The organism is Dyadobacter arcticus, assembly GCF_011762185.1.
Classification (GTDB): domain Bacteria; phylum Bacteroidota; class Bacteroidia; order Cytophagales; family Spirosomataceae; genus Dyadobacter; species Dyadobacter arcticus.
Genome location: NZ_JAASQJ010000001.1, coordinates 1,634,957 through 1,649,826, shown reverse-complemented (window position 1 = coordinate 1,649,826; position 14,870 = coordinate 1,634,957). Strand labels below are relative to the sequence as shown.

12 protein-coding genes are annotated in these 14,870 nt (G+C 44.3%); 4 read left to right on the top strand and 8 right to left on the bottom strand.

Annotated features, from left to right (window positions below; all coding sequences use genetic code 11):
• Positions 1 to 9: 9 nt before the first annotated feature.
• Together FHS68_RS07185 and FHS68_RS07180 are read right to left on the bottom strand one after the other, a co-directional pair.
• Positions 10 to 993, bottom strand: coding sequence for a TolB family protein (locus tag FHS68_RS07185; protein ID WP_229211795.1), 984 nt, complete (start codon positions 991 to 993; stop codon positions 10 to 12).
• Complete coding sequence (locus tag FHS68_RS07180) at positions 963 to 1,469, bottom strand: hypothetical protein (RefSeq protein ID WP_167268494.1); 507 nt, start codon at positions 1,467 to 1,469, stop codon at positions 963 to 965. Before FHS68_RS07180 ends, FHS68_RS07185 begins: the two co-directional genes overlap by 31 nt.
• A 148-nt stretch (positions 1,470 to 1,617) precedes the next feature.
• Here FHS68_RS07180 and FHS68_RS07175 point away from each other — a divergent pair, with 148 nt between their 5' ends.
• Positions 1,618 to 4,545, top strand: coding sequence for a CHAT domain-containing tetratricopeptide repeat protein (locus FHS68_RS07175; protein ID WP_208408192.1), 2,928 nt, complete (start codon positions 1,618 to 1,620; stop codon positions 4,543 to 4,545).
• Positions 4,542 to 6,158 carry a hypothetical protein gene (locus tag FHS68_RS07170; protein WP_167268490.1) on the top strand — a complete coding sequence of 539 codons (1,617 nt, stop codon included), beginning with the start codon at positions 4,542 to 4,544 and terminating at the stop codon, positions 6,156 to 6,158. The genes FHS68_RS07175 and FHS68_RS07170 overlap by 4 nt, the downstream gene beginning before the upstream one ends.
• Here FHS68_RS07170 and FHS68_RS07165 read toward each other — a convergent pair.
• The 3 genes from FHS68_RS07165 to FHS68_RS07155 all read right to left on the bottom strand — a co-directional run bounded on the left by FHS68_RS07165 (position 6,145) and on the right by FHS68_RS07155 (position 8,160).
• On the bottom strand, positions 6,145 to 6,903 hold the full coding sequence (locus tag FHS68_RS07165; RefSeq protein ID WP_167268488.1) for a hypothetical protein: 759 nt from the start codon (positions 6,901 to 6,903) through the stop codon (positions 6,145 to 6,147). The two genes, FHS68_RS07170 and FHS68_RS07165, sit on opposite strands and share 14 nt — an antisense overlap.
• Positions 6,900 to 7,496, bottom strand: a complete 597-nt coding sequence (locus FHS68_RS07160; RefSeq protein WP_167268486.1) for an RNA polymerase sigma factor — start codon at positions 7,494 to 7,496, stop codon at positions 6,900 to 6,902. Before FHS68_RS07160 ends, FHS68_RS07165 begins: the two co-directional genes overlap by 4 nt.
• A 403-nt stretch (positions 7,497 to 7,899) precedes the next feature.
• The gene (locus tag FHS68_RS07155) at positions 7,900 to 8,160 is read right to left on the bottom strand and encodes a site-specific integrase (protein ID WP_208408190.1); all 261 of its coding nucleotides are present in this window, start codon (positions 8,158 to 8,160) and stop codon (positions 7,900 to 7,902) included.
• A gap of 367 nt (positions 8,161 to 8,527) precedes the next feature.
• Here FHS68_RS07155 and FHS68_RS07150 point away from each other — a divergent pair, with 367 nt between their 5' ends.
• Positions 8,528 to 9,784, top strand: a complete 1,257-nt coding sequence (locus tag FHS68_RS07150) for a beta-propeller fold lactonase family protein (RefSeq protein ID WP_167268484.1) — start codon at positions 8,528 to 8,530, stop codon at positions 9,782 to 9,784.
• 229 nt (positions 9,785 to 10,013) lie between these two features.
• On the opposite strand, the gene FHS68_RS07145 is transcribed toward FHS68_RS07150, so the two are convergent.
• Positions 10,014 to 12,371: an ABC transporter permease gene (locus FHS68_RS07145; RefSeq protein WP_167268482.1), complete on the bottom strand. Its 2,358-nt coding sequence runs from the start codon at positions 12,369 to 12,371 to the stop codon at positions 10,014 to 10,016.
• 184 nt (positions 12,372 to 12,555) lie between these two features.
• Between FHS68_RS07145 and FHS68_RS07140 the strand changes: the two genes are divergently transcribed.
• Positions 12,556 to 12,744: a hypothetical protein gene (locus FHS68_RS07140; protein ID WP_167268480.1), complete on the top strand. Its 189-nt coding sequence runs from the start codon at positions 12,556 to 12,558 to the stop codon at positions 12,742 to 12,744.
• 182 nt (positions 12,745 to 12,926) lie between these two features.
• Here the strand turns inward: FHS68_RS07140 and FHS68_RS07135 are convergent, their stop codons facing one another.
• Both FHS68_RS07135 and FHS68_RS07130 read right to left on the bottom strand, forming a co-directional pair.
• A complete protein-coding gene (locus FHS68_RS07135; protein ID WP_167268478.1) occupies positions 12,927 to 13,598 on the bottom strand; it encodes an ABC transporter ATP-binding protein in 672 nt (223 codons plus the stop codon).
• Between the two features lie 5 nt (positions 13,599 to 13,603).
• A complete protein-coding gene (locus FHS68_RS07130; RefSeq protein WP_229211794.1) occupies positions 13,604 to 14,869 on the bottom strand; it encodes an ABC transporter permease in 1,266 nt (421 codons plus the stop codon).
• Position 14,870 lies beyond the last annotated feature (1 nt).

The window sequence follows — 14,870 nt, the reverse complement described above, 5'->3', positions numbered from 1 at the left end:
GGGTTCCTTTTATTTTTGAAACTTCACTTTCGCTTTCCAGATATTGTAGTTATTTTCTGCATTGGAACTGAAAAACAACATATAGTCATCGCCCCAGGTGGGGTCACTTTCATCGGTTTCGCCCTGGGTGATCTGGATGAGTTCGGAACCATCGGCTTTCATGACGTAAATGTGTTTGTTTTGTTTTTTAGGGTTTTCCCGGTTGCTGGCAAATGCGATATATTTTCCATCCCTTGAAAATGCGCCGTCGCGGTTATTGTATTCACCAGTGGTCAGCTGGTTTTTTTCACCGGTCTTAATGTCCATTGTAAATACCTGGAATGTTTTCCCAACCTTGATATTGTATATGATCTTGTTATTATTCAAAGGGTTCAGACTGAGGTGCGCGCCTTCGGTGATGACCGAATAATTCCCTCCCTTCATATCCATTGAACAGATCATCCGACTATTGCTCATCCGCGTTGTAAAAAGGATTTTAGAATTGTCTTTCAGCACAATAGGTTCCGCATCATCCTCCCCCATCGCCCCGGCCGAAATGTAGTTCAGTCCTACACCGTTGATGTCCGACCGTACGATCACCGACCTTTCGGGTTTGATATAGCTGAAAATAACCCCTGAACTATTGGGCAGCCAGGTTGGATAGGCAGCATTATTTACCAATGGGTTGGTAATGGGTTTGCCAATTTCTTTGCGAACGATCCGGTAACTTTTGTTGGTCTTCACCTCCATTTGCCCATTGGTCAGGTTCAGGGAATATCCTATATCGATGGCATTGTATAAAAGGAACTTACCATCTGGGCTAACCCTTGCGAAAAACTCCTGGGAAGGATCGGAGGTTTCGCGGGTCAGGTTTTCAGCATTTCCTGTGACCCCGGGGACACTTGGGATCTGGGCCATTGAAACGTTTGGCAGCGTGAAAATTGCGGCTGCCAGCACGCATTTGTTGAGTAACTTAATTGGGTTCATGAAATTGGAAGTAAATGGTAATGGCATACGATTGATTGCTTATTGGCGCTTGAAGTCTTGAGTAAAAGGATCCGGATCTCTCCTTTGCATTCTGTGTGAACCACCATGTGGAGCATGTCACCCGAAAGTTTACCCTCCCCTTTAATTCCGCAAAAGTCGGCACCCACTGCTGCAAGGTTGGTTTCAACAACCAGCGTGTTCTTGTCCGACATCCAGGCCGTATTCATTGCTGCCTCAGGATAGGTATCGCTTCTGTCATTGTTATTCAGGTCCGGCCAGATCGTCCGGGAAACTTTAATTAATACCGTTTTATCGCCGGTCTTTTCGATTTCCCAGGTACCCTGGGTCCTGTACGTTCCGACTGTTAGTATTTCGGTTTTCCAGGTACCTTCAATACGTTCAGCCCAATCAGGGCCAATGCCGTCTCCTGAGCAGGAGGATACGATGATGGCGATAAGTAAAAGATACCTTTTCAAAGGAGGTAGAGTTGTGATTTGTCCCATTTGATGTTTTGTTTTTAGATTACTACCTTGTACGAAGTCCATTTATGACTGCGCTCAACTGCTTTCTTCCTCTGTATCGTAACCGAGTTTTTAAATGTTACCCTCGTCAGGATCTTTTTTATCAAATTTTCTTTGCTCCATTTCATCAGTGCTCCGTCTGCTGGTGGTTACTCTTTTCTGCTTGTCGTTGTCCGGCACCAGCGCCGATGCGCAGCCAGCTGAATTCTGGCAATTCGTAGATAGCAGTATGTATTACAGTTCAGTCAAATACGACTTGCCGAAGTCATTAAATTTTGCGGAACAGGCCCGGCAGCTTACCCATAAGGTGTATGGGGAGAATAGCATCTGGTACGGCAGTACTTACATCTTGTTCTCCCAGGCGTATTACAGTGCACGTGATTTTGAGCACGCTGCCAGGTTTGCGGTGGAGCATAATGACAGAATGAAGGCATTGTTAAAAAATGGCGGAGATTCCGCAGTGATTGACCAATACTCCATTGGCCTGATGACTGCCGCAACGATTTACAGCCATTTGAAAAGGACCAGTGATTCTGAACAGGCCTGCCTCGAATGTATGGAGATCAATCGTCCTCCTGAGCATCCTTCTACCAATCCATACCTGGGCACGATCGGCAAGTATATCGAATGCGAGCGGAAATTAGCGGACGTTTATTATCTGAATGGGAAAAAGGCGGAGAGTATTCCGTATTATGAAGAAACCTTCAGATTATTAAAGCAGGAATATGCCAAAAACCCCATCCGCCAGAAAGAAATAGCCGTTGAAATATGCATAACATTAAATAACCTTGGCTATGTGCATGGCGATATGAACAATTATCATTTCGCTGAGCTGGCATTAAAAGAAGCCTGTGATTATGGAGAAAAAGCTTTGCCCACAGGTGCCGGATATTACAATGATGCGCTCGTGAACCTGGCTACCGCACTTGCTACCATGAACCAGCATACCGAGGCTGAGATCTATTTCAAAAAGGCCGAAAAAATCACGCGCGAGCTGAATGAGGATTTTAAGCTGGGTCTTTTAAAGGCTAATATGGCTTCGCAATTAACCAATATGGCCACCACAGACCGGATCCAAATGCGTTTGCAGGCGATCGACCTGTTTACTAAGGTGAATGGAATTGAAAAGCTGCCCATCATCCAGGAGGCACTGGCACAGGACCTTATTATTTTAGGTGATTTATCAAAAGCAGAAAAATACCTCCACGAGTCCAGTCAGCTTTATTTTAAGATCAACAAAACACAGCGCACCGGCAATATTACCGCACTGTGGAGCACGCTGGCAGCCGCCCGGCATAAACCCGAGGAAGCACTTCGGCTGAATGCAAAGGCATTGACAGAATATTCAAGTCAAAATCCTGAATATCCCAAATTGTTTCGTAACAGATCCATCCTCCTTACGCGATATGGCAGGATAACTGAGGCCCGGTCTGCCTGGCTGACGACTTTGGCACGCATGAACGAAGACGTAAAGTCCAGCTTTTCCTATCTGAGCGAATTCCAGCGCGAACAGTATCTGGACAATTATGATACTTACCGGGAACAATTCCTGTCGTTCAGTGCTGCAAACAAACCAAATGCAGCCACAAATGGGGACATATATGATTTGTTATTAAAGTCAAAAGGCATGCTGCTCGAAAGGGTTCAGCAAATCAAACAGAATATGGCGGGTAGCAGCGACACCATACTCCTCGATAAGCAGAAACGCTATGTCGATATGAAGACAACGCTTGCCAGGTACTACCAGTCGGATCAGAATAAGGACAGGTTACATATCGACAGTCTCGAAAAAGAAGCTGAAATACTCGAAAAAGAAATCTCCCGGACCTCTGCCCGTACCCAGCATCCCGAGCGCAAATGGCAGCAAATCCGGGCGGCTTTAAAGCCCGATGAAGCTGCGGTGGAAATTGTTCGTTTCAGGATCTGGGATACCAGGGTGAACCGGGAGAAATTCTGGGGAACATGGGACGATTCTGTTAATTATGCTGCGTTGATCTTACGGCATTCCTCGAAAACACCTCAAATGATACTGTTACCTAATGGTAAAGCATTGGAAGGCAAACATTTAGAAGCTTACCGAACCGACATCGATCGCCGCACTTACGATGCCGATAGTTACCGCAGCTTCTGGGCCCCACTCAGCGGCGCGTTGACAGGCGCCAAAACCGTTTATTTTTCACCCGATGGCGTCTATCATCAGATCAGTCTGGGCACCTTGCGAAACAAAACCTCGGGCCGCTTCCTCAGTGAAGAAATGGATATACAACTCGTTGGCAGCACGCGGACCCTAGCCGACACTCTAAAAATTCAGACGCAGGCCAATACCATTGCTTTATTCGGATATCCGGATTATCAGAAAGCGGACCATACGCAAAAGAAAGATGCATTGACGGAACTCAGTTATCATAATAGCCCTGACCTGGATCGCGGGGCATTTGATTTTCAACCGCTGCCCGCAACGAAGGAAGAAGTGGAAGCAATTGGGAAAATTGCAGCTAAACAGGGCTGGACTTCTCAATTGTACACGGATGGCAACGCCTCGGAAGAGAATCTGAAACGAGTATCAAGCCCCACAGTCCTGCATATTGCCACGCATGGCTATTTTTTGAAGGATACCTCCAAAGTCACCCTGAGCAGGAAGGCATTGCTTAATGCCGGACTGGTATTGGCTGGGGCACTGGATAGCACCGGCAGGGACAATTCACAGAGAGATGATGGTTTGCTCACAGCTTATGAAGTAGGGCAACTACCATTGAAAAACACAAAATTGGTAACATTGAGTGCTTGTGAAACAGGATTGGGACTGATCCGGAATGGCAATGGCGTTTTTGGTTTACAGCGGGCGTTTATGACTGCCGGTTCAGAATCGGTACTGATGAGTTTATGGCGTGTGAACGACCGGGTTACGAAGGAGTTGATGGAAAAATTCTATGGCTACTGGATGGGCGGTGCAACCCGTCATGAGGCCCTGCGCAAGGCACAGGAAGATATCCGTAACACCTCAGAACAATTAAGTCACCCTCATTATTGGGGAGGTTTTGTATTGACCGAAAGATGATTAAATCCCTATATTTTTGCTTCCTGTTCCTCATCGCAAGCGTCGTGCCCCTGGCCGCGCAGGAGTTGCCGGTTGCGCATTACAAATACCAGGTGACTTCCGGCGTGATCAGGCAGGTATCGCTGGGCTTTGACGACCTGCGACAGGTACCTAAACTGGTGATGCCCATGGGTAAGTCAAACCGGATCGCGCGGTTCAGCCCGGAACCCGAAGCACAATTGATCATTGATGAAAAGCTTTATGATGTATGCCGCCAAATGGGTAGAGATTCCTTATCGGCTCTGGCGTTTATCATCAGCCATGAACTAACCCATTTTTTTGTCAATCATCGTCATCCTTTTGGCTTTGCCACACCTGGAAATGAATTAAGTGAACGCAATAAGGAAATGGAAAAAGAAGCCGATCTGTATGGGCTCATCCAGGCGTTCGCAACCGGATACCAAACGTTCAAAGTGGCCAGGCCCCTTTTGAAAAAAATATACACGGCCTACCAGCTTCCCGACTCTTTGAAGGGCTACCCGACCAGGGAGGAAAGGCTCGTATCCATCGATCTGTACGCGCAGCAGGCACAGCAATTGGCATCCACATTTGAAGTAGGGAAATTTTTATATCTGAAAGGCGAATATGCCGCAGCAGAACACTGTTTTTCAGACCTTTCGAGCCGTATCCCTGCAAAGGAGTTTTTGAATAACCTTGGCCTTTCTCAATTGCAGCAGGTGTTGACCGGCGCCTGGATCAAGACGAGATCAATGCCATTTAAACTGCCCGCAGAGCTCGATACGGAAAATCGTTTGTTGGGTAAGAACAGGCAGGGTAACGAAGAGGAAGGCAATGAATTTGAAGCTTTACTAGAGGGCGCCATCAGGAATTTTGAAAAAGCAGTTGCACTGGACAAAACTTATATGGCAGCCCATATCAACTTGGCAACATCCATGCTGTTGCTTAACCGCAATGGAACTGTCCGCGAAATGATCGACCAGCTTCAGCAAACCCGGACCACCATTTCTCCGGATGCTTTTTTGCTGAGGGGAATCGCATTGGTGCGCTTAAAAGAATATGAGGCGGCACAAATTGATCTGGCCAACGCGGACGGCGCTTTTGAGATTGAGTTCAATAGAAAAATAGCAGCTCTTCTACAAAAGCGGGCCAAAGAAAATGAGATCATTGACTGGATAGAAAGACAAACACTGGCAGGCTCCCGAAGTATTCAACGATCCGCTCCTGTCGGCATTGAGCAAAGCATGAACGGGTTATCATTGCCCCTGCCCGATAACCTCCCTGTCGACCAACGGAAAAATTTACCTAAACCCAATCTGGTGCATTTTCAATACAATGCATTTAACGGGCTGCATGTCTATAAAATCCTGCTAAAAAAAGGCGCTTTTCAGGTTATTCAGGGGCATTCGACCGTCAACGGCCTGGCTACGGCCCAGGGTATCCGCCACGGCGACCCGATCCGGAAAATGAAAGAGAAATACGGCAACCCTTCGAGACTGGTCCCCGTTTCAGGCGGTCATTTTTATTGTTATGATAAGGTCCAGATTTATTTTAGGACGCGTGACAATATCGTGGAAGACTGGCTGATCTATCAAAAAAACACTAATTCTGAATAGGCTTATTGAGAGACCTTAGTCCCTCCAAACCCTTGATAACCGAAAACTTTTCCTTCCGGTCGCCCAGCCAATACTGGTCTTCGGATTGGTTATAAATTAGTATCCACTGCCGACCCCATTCGGTTTTCGGAATGTAAATTTTAAGCGTGTCCTCAAATTCATATTGCCATTGTTTCCCTGGAAAAAACAGCACAGGCACAACATTAGCCGACTTTTCATTTTTCCCAAAACCCAGACTTACATCATTGGTTTCATATAAGGAAAGCTCCTTCATTTGGAAACGATGGTCAGGTTTCGGCACATCTGGCTTTTTTGAATCAGAAGCGATGTGCATCTTATGAGCTTTGAGCCGGAGAGAATCTTTGGGCACAATAGTGGTATCTGCGGCTGAGATGGATGCTCGATGATCGGGCGTAAACGAATTCCTGAACACTACGAAAACACCAAGTAAAAGCACAACAGATGCTGCAGCAACCACCCATCCCCGTTTCCAAAGCGGAATCACACGCAGATCATCCTGCAACGACTCCCCCCTGTCCATCTCCTGCCTGATCTGTTCGAAAGTCAGTTTAAGTTCATCCCGTTTTTTCAGTCGCAACTGTCCTCCCAGATGCTTCCGAAATTCAAAAGTTTCTTTAAACTCTGAGTCCGTAGTCATCCATAAATCAAAAAGCGTCTGGTCTTCTGTTGTGGCCGTTCCAAACAGGACCCGGTGGATCACGTCATCCTTTTCCTGGCTTGTCATAGCTCCCTGCTTCTCAAAATTTCAACAGTTTCTTTTAACTTCCTTTCACATTCCTTCACCTTTCTTCGAATATAACTTTCGTTCATCTGCAGGTTTTCCGCGACGTCTTTTAGTTTAAGTCTTCCCCAATATTGAAGATTGAAGATATTTCCGCAAATAGACCCATCCATTATATGGAGCGCTTGCCGTAAAATCTTATCAGCCTCCTCTGTGTCGAATGCAAAAGTAGTATGGTCAAAAGTTTGCGAACTCCAATCGTTGATCTCAGCCTCCGCATCATCCAGATCAATCGAATTTTTTAACATTTTGACCTGCCCCTTTCTCAATTCATCAATACTCTTGTTTTTTGCGATTTTATATAGAAATGTGGAAAGCAAACCTTCCAAGATAAACGTCCTCTTTTTTTCATTTAAAACAATCATTGCCTCATCGAACATCTCTTCGGCCATTTCAGCAGATATGCCCAGGTTCTGAACCAACGCCCCTTTAACCTTCACATAATTCTGTTTGTAGATTTCTGCAAATGCCCGCTCATTACCATTCTGCCAGGCGTTGATAAGCTGCAAGTCCTTTTGCCAATGCTCCTTAGCCATATAATCCTTCCTATTTTCTATCTAAGAAAATACTAAAGATCGACTGTACCCATCACTATCGTTTCTTTTTTCGGAATGTTACCTTCAAGCAGTTTAGATCTTTTACTACTTTCTTTTGATTTAGCACGTCACTATTACCTGATGATCGAATCGGAACAAGTGGGATTTCGTTGAATTGACATTTACTGTAAATTCACTTGTTATCAAACCACGCTACAATAACTGGAAGAAAAGATTTACTTCACTTCTGTTATGATTGGAGGTGGAGCAACTGCACTAGGCGGACTGCCGAAATCATCGCTTCGGGTACTTCCAATAAAAAATGACTTTTTACTGGATCGTAATTGATGCTACGGTCTGCGCTTGCTATTCACAGCATAATAATATCCGCCGTCGCAAGCCATTACAAGACCACTGAATTTACACTCTGTCTCTTCATGACTATCCACTTTTCACCATCGCTACCATCGATAATTTCCGAACGTTTCAGCTTGAAAACATCAGTATACGCCAAACCAGTATAGCAGCAGAACAGAAATATGTCGCATACCTGCGCCAATCGGCCTTGCCTGAAATCGCGAGTTGTTATTGCTTGCAGTTCAGGACCGGTCAGCGCTTGCCTATCTACCTCGTGCTTCGTCAATGACTGTTTTGCCTGCTTCAACTGTTGCCAGATTTGGACAGAAGTAGCTAATCATTGGGTTCAATATAGATTGGTTTAAAAATCAGAATGTGTTAAGGCCGTGTTCCCAACCAAAGAATATCTTGCAAGTCACACGATAGCCAAAGAAATCAAAAGTCATCAGCTCGCAACGATCTCATACAAAAATCTGAAATCAGTCATTTAAAATCCCCGATACGCTCCATTATCAGACAACATTTGCTCAAAGTGGGATAAAACATAAAGCGCAAGGTTCATTCCTCGGTTCAAAATGAGTGGAACAGTAATTGTTGTTTCGGTAAAATCAGCTACGAATTGTTCAATTGGGTATTCAAATAATTTTATCATTTTTCAACTAAATTCCATAACTATGAGGCGCGCACTTTTTCTTCTTTTGTTTTCTGTCGTACTCTTTTCCTGCACGGACCACGAGAACCCAACTGTTGGTACTGACATTCTTTATATACAAACCAATAACTTCGAAGACAACCAAAATGCTGTACTTGCCTATAAGGTCAAGAGCGATGGGTCATTGGAACCTTTGATGGGCAGTCCTTTTCTTACCAAAGGATCAGGCGTTGGTAACCCCATGCAAATATTGGGACCACTTGATTCTGATTATGAGTTAAGGGTATCCACAGATGGGAAATTCCTTATGGCTGTAAATTCGGGCAGCAATACGATTGCGGTATTTAGCATAAAAGTCGATGGGGCACTTGAGCATGTTCCCGGATCACCCTTCCCATCCAATGGGCAAACCCCTGTGGTAATAGACGTTTCCGGCAATTTTGTATTTGTACTCAACAAGAGTCAAGACCCCTTGCATGCTACTCCGCAGCTTCCAAACTATTCTACATTTACAATTGATGGTGTGGGAAAATTGACGCCTATTCCAGGGGCGAAATTTGAAACGACAGCAGGTACTTCTCCTTCCAACGCACTGGTATCCCGCGACGGCAAATTTTTGTTCGGCACCGACTTCCTTGGTTTTATGTTAATGCCCCCGGCTGGCACCCTACGCACTTTTACGATCAGCGGATCGGGTAATTTAACCCCGGTAGCAGGTTCGCCTTATGTAGTACCAGGCATGAACGGCACAGCATTGGGATTATGGCAGCATCCGTCAGGATCCGTATTATATGTGGGTAACCCGCTACAAGGAATGGTGAATGTGTATGCAATCAATGGTATTACTGGCGCTCTGACCCTTCAAACATCCGTAGCTGCTGGAAAAGCGGCTTGCTGGATCCGCACGAATAAAGCAGGAGATCGCATGTACGTTCTTAATTCAGCCGATAATACCGTACAAGTATACAACACTTCAAACCCCATGGCTCCTTCGTCCATACAAACGTTCGAGCTTAAAAATTCAGGGCCTATCTATCCGGGACCCGGAGGTGTAGCGTTTAAAACAAGTCAGGATTTCTCCATTGTTTTTTCTTCCGCAGAGGACAAGTTGTTCATAGTTAATCAGCATACCAATGTGGACTTCAGCATTGGCAACTTCAACTTTTTGCATTCTTTGAAAATTGCCGCTGACGGAATGGTAACCGAAGAAATGGAGCCGGTTCAAATTCCTGTTCCTAATACCGTCAGGCCAAAAGGGTCTGTCATTGTAAGCAGATGATTTAGCAATATCTGTCCCGCATTTGGCCTGCCTTCGGAAATGGTTATCGAATCATTCGGTACGATTACGTCGGCAGGGCAAATGTGATATTCTTTGCGTATAATTATAAGCGTTAAAACAATCTTAATGCTGCGATACACAGGAAAGAATTTTTTCCGTGGTCCAATATCCTAAAGATCTACTTGATCCGTCTATGGATATGGTGAATTCAGTTTTTGACCACATTTAGTCATTCCGCTTTTAATGATTGGACCGGATTGGCCAGCGCTGCGGTTATGCTTCGAAAGCTGACCGTAATTAGAGCGACAGTAAGGGAAATAAGCCCGGCCAACAGGCATCCCCACCAGCTTATCTCAATGTGATATGCAAACTTGCAGAGCCACAGGTTCATCGCATAAAAAGCAAGCGGACTTGCAAGTAAAATTGCCAGCACGACGATATACAGATATTCTTTGATTAATAATGCTACGAGCCCTAAGACTGACGCGCCAAGCACTTTTCTAACGCCTATTTCTTTTATTCTCAGGCCGGTCGAAAATGTAACCAGGCTTAGCAAACCCAAGCAGGATACAAAAACGGTCAGGAATGCAAATATGTTAAACAGCGTCATCATGACGTCGTCCCTTCTGAATTGAGTTTCAAAAACGCTGTCCAAAAACCTATATTCGAATGGGAAATCAGGATAGTGATTCTTCCAGGCGCCTTCAATTAAAGAAAGGTTTTCAGGGTTCGTTTTTATCATAAGGGAAGCAACAGGAGAGGTGTTATAAACCATAACCAAAGGTTCTATCGGGCTGTGCACCGACTCGTAATTAAAGTCTTTGACCACACCAATAACCTCTCCCTTATGACGAAAACCTTCGATCGCTTGTCCAACAGGGTTTTTCCACCCTGACATTTTTACAAAGGCTTCGTTTACAATGAATGCGCCATTTTTATCCCAAACATGGCCTGAGGATATGTTCCTGCCTTGCAATAATTTAATGTCCAATAGGGGAATAAAATATTCATCAATAAAAAAATAGCTGCTGATGACCTCTTTTCTCTTACCATTGGATTTGAAGATCGTTGTAGCCGCCGGATATGTTGCGTCCATCTGCATCACATCTGTGCCAGCTGTGACCCGCCGCACACTGCTTTGTTGGCGAAGCATTGTCGCAAAAGCATTCATTTTGGAGCGTGCAACAGAATCGTCAGGGGCCTGAACTGCCACTACTTGGTCTTTGTCGAAACCGGGATTGTGATTCCGTAAAAATTTCATTTGCTGACGAATGACCAAAACTCCAAACACCATTGCCACCATTAGGGAAAATTGAAAAAGCGTGATGCCTTTTCTAAGCCAAATAGAATGCCCATTCGTGGTTAACGTCCCCTTTAAGGCCTGAACCGGCTTAAAAGCCGACAACATCAATGATGGGTAAACACCAGCAAAAATGGTAATCACCAACAGACTTAGCGCAGCAACAAGAAGCATGTTACTCCATTCCACTATAATGCTTATTTGAAGCAGGCTGTTCAAGAACGGTATTGAGATTTTCAGGATCAGCGCACCAAGTATCACTGACAGTGTGGTAATGATAAAAGACTCGAAAAGAAACTGGAAAATTAGCTGACCGCGCCTGGCACCATTTGCCTTTCTAATACCTACTTCTCGTGTTCTTTCCACAGCAGTGGATGTCGTCAGATTGATGTAGTTCAAAACGGCGATGATGAGCACGAACAAGGCCAGCAATGAGAAAAGATAGCCATATTGCTTATTTCCTTTTGGCGTATCGCCCATTTTGCCGACATTATAGTGGACATCCTTTAATGCCTCAGTCTCGAAAATGAGCTTATATCCGTCCGCTCCCTGCGCTTTAAGTTCCGGTTGAATATATCGCTGGCTAAGGGCGAATAGCTTTCTATCGAAGGACTTTAAATTAGGGGCTTTTGTGAAAAGTGCGAAGGTGTAAACTGGAAAATCATCCGTTAGCCAATCCTTGGTATCTAAAAAGTTGCGCGACAACATAACCGATATCTTTAAGTCCGAATTTGAAGGTAAATCGGCGATCACCCCGGTAATTTCATAATGCGTTTTATTAATCTGAATAGTTCGTCCCAATGCATGAGCCGTGCCAAAATATTTTTCCGCAAATTTCTGGGTTATGACTGTGGTATTAGGTCTTAGTAACGCATCCGCCATACTTCCTTCTAGAAAGACAAAAGAAAATATCTCAAAGACCGATTGCTCACAAAAATAAACATTCGGCTCATTCTGTAACCACTGGTTGTGTTTCACAGCTGCCTCTGTTATTTGTAGGCGCGCCGTTTTTTCTATTTCACTGTAGTCCTTCTTGAGATAAGCGGCCAGCAAAACAGGAGTACTTGCAATTAACATTGGTTTGTCAGGCGTTTCGAACTTCGATGTAATCCTAACAATCCTATCCGATTTATCATTATGATAATCGTATGTAAATTCATGTTTTACATAAAACACAATAGTCAGGGAAACCGCCAGTCCGATTGCCAGTCCGCCCACATTAACTGCGGCATAAAACTTTCTGCGCCGAATGTTCCTGAATGCAATTTTTAAATAGTCTTTTAGCATCGTCAACGCACTTTGGTTAGTAGAAAGATTGCCGTGTAGACCAATACGCCTTTACAATCAAAAGTGTTGATACAAGTATTGCAGATGCTACTAAAGTCAGCCCAAGTCAGCCAGATCACGTTTCCCCATAATGCTCGCTTATGTGCCAATGCACCTATGAAGAGTGTGACCTAAGTCTATTATAATGGCCACTTCATCAAAAGAGCACGCAAACCTGAGCTTGGTCAGCGGCAGTAGCTGGTTAATGGAAGGTTGTACGGGTAAGGAATTTAATGTTCCAAAAGTCTTTGAAGACCAACTTTCCTTTTCGTTTGAAGGACGCTTTGAACCTAATTTTGACAATACGGCTTTGGTAATATCATTTGCGTCTTGATCTAAATGTTGGTTTAATTAAAAGTTAGAACGGCAGCGGCCACCGCTAAATGTACCGTCAAAATGGACAATTCGAATTAAAGGCTATTTTCCAGAGAACATGATAATAACGTCAGCCAAGGTAGCTGGTTGGATTGTGAATGTGTTTGATTTCGATTAGGAAGAAATGGCCTATCCTGTAGTTTAGTTTAACACCCTACCATCAGCCAGATGGATCACATGGTCAGATTTCCCTGCAAAATCATCATCATGGGTCACGATGATCATAGTCTGTCCGTTTTCTGCGGCGAGTTTCCTGAAAAGATCGAAAACGATAGCGGTATTTTTGCTATCTAGGTTTCCGGTCGGTTCATCACCCATCACAATCAGCGGATCGTTGATCAGTGCCCTGGCAATAGCTACCCGCTGCTGCTGTCCGCCGGAAAGCAAGGCTGCACGCTTATTGGCCTGATCTTCAACGCCCAATAATTTCAGAAGTGTATAAGCTTTATGCTCAACTTCTCCCGGGGAATATTCCGCCCTTTTCAGGCCGGGAAGCATTACATTTCTAAGTACAGTGAATTCAGGAAGCAAGAAATGGAATTGAAAAACAAATCCAATGTGATGGTTCCTGAATTCGGCCAGCCATTTATTGCTCTTGCCCTGCATTTCTTCACCCTTAATTTTTATACTGCCTTCAAATTGGGTGTCCATCGTGGAAAGCAGGTACAGCAGTGTCGATTTCCCGCTTCCGGATTTCCCTGTAATGGATGTAAACTGACCTTTCCGGATAGCGAAACTCATGTCTTTGAGCACATGAAACTTTGCTGGGTCATGGAAGTACTTATTGATATGGCTTGCTTCAAGTACATTCATAGCTTTTATCCTCGTAAAATGGCAATGGGGTCCATCATGGCTGCTTTTCTGGAGGGCAAATATCCTGACAGAGACGTTGTCAATATTCCAAAAGTGAATCCTGTAATGTAATAAATGGTCTTGAAGCTGACCGGAAGATGATCCAGCGTAATCATCACATCACTGTGAAAAGGCACCTTTGAAACGGCATATGAAAGCAAGAATCCGAAGAATAATCCCATGATCGCTCCCACAGTCCCGATCACAAATGCCTGTGTGAGAAACACCCAACGAACATCCGTATCAGAAAACCCAGTCGCTTTTAGAATGGCGATATCCTCCATTTTTTCATAGATCATCATCGTCAGGATATTAAAAATACCAAAGCCGGCTACAAGCAAAATCGTACCTGCAACCCCGTAAACGATCATTTTTCGCAATACATCACCTTCTAGGAGTGAAGAATTGTCCTTTTTCCAATCAGATCCGTAACAGGCATATTTCCTTTGAAATTCTTGTGAAATCTTTGGTGCCAACTCTTTGTCGTGGAGCTTTACTTTGATCTCCGTCAGATATGAAGATGGTACTTTTAAAAAACGCTGAACTGTTTTCAGGCTCGCATAGCTTTGCTGCTTGTCAATATCAGTCAGACCAGTTTTAAACAATCCTACTACCGTGATAATGAAACTGTCGCCCCGTTCGGTTGTGATCCGAAGCTGATCGCCTGTTTTGACATTTAACTTTTGGGCCAGACCAACGCCCATCAGCATACTGTTAGGTTTGGTTGAAAGCTCTTCAAATCCACCATCGACGATCTTATTACTGAGGTTAAACAAGATGTTCTCACTTTCGAAATTTATCCCATTTACCTTTCCGTTCAACGAACATGATCCAAGCCGGTAAAAAACCTGGGCGCTGAGTGATCCTGAAGCTGCAAGAACCCTGGAATCATTTTTGAGCTCATCCAATACATGGTTTGCATCTTTCAGATTAAGCAGGATATCTTTAGGCTTTTGATGATGTATTACATTGACCATACCGGGGTATGCTCGGTCCAGTCCATTTTTTTTGTTCAATTGTACTTCGTTATAAAGTCTCAAATGAGGTGATTGTTCAAATACAATATCCTGTGTGTACTCATTGGTACCTTGTATGAAGCTCACCATGAAAATAAAAACCGTGATACCAAAAGTGACCCCTGCCGTGGCGATGATGGTTTGTTTTAACTTCGCCCGCATATAGGTAAAGGCAATAGAAGATGCCAGCCCAATCTCCGACAATCTTTTTTTCATG